This window comes from Pseudoalteromonas sp. S1612 (genome assembly GCF_005887175.1).
Lineage (GTDB): Bacteria > Pseudomonadota > Gammaproteobacteria > Enterobacterales > Alteromonadaceae > Pseudoalteromonas > Pseudoalteromonas undina.
Map to the genome: position 1 here is coordinate 1 of NZ_PNDH01000159.1, position 369 is coordinate 369.

General features: G+C 35.8%; 1 pseudogene. It reads left to right on the plus strand.

The annotated features are described in order from the left end of the window. A pseudogene (locus CWB78_RS18520) lies at nucleotides 1-229 on the plus strand (IS1634 family transposase); the annotation flags it as partial. Between the last annotated feature and the right edge of the window lie 140 nt (nucleotides 230-369).

Genomic DNA, 369 nt, shown 5'->3' on the forward strand with positions numbered 1-369 from the left:
ACGAATGAGCGCAAATATGAAAAAACAAAAACCCACGATAGCGAATCAAATCAATAAAGAAATATCTAGCCCAACATTACGTTGGGTCTTTCAGTGTTTTGAGGGAATTAATCTACTCCAGCAAGGCGACAAAATTAGCTTGGATGGTTTTGATGAGTTCAGGGAAAAAATAATAAGGCTCATTGGTGGACATGCATTGCATTTATATAAAATCCAAAAAGTTGCCTAGGGGTCTGATCAATGCCTGTTAAAATGTCATAAAAGTGCTGTTATTTTAATCTCAGGCGATAAAAAACCAGCTTAAAAGCTGGTTTAGTACTTAATTTGAACTTTGGTTAAGCAGTTAAAGCGTGTTCGTTTTTTGGGCTT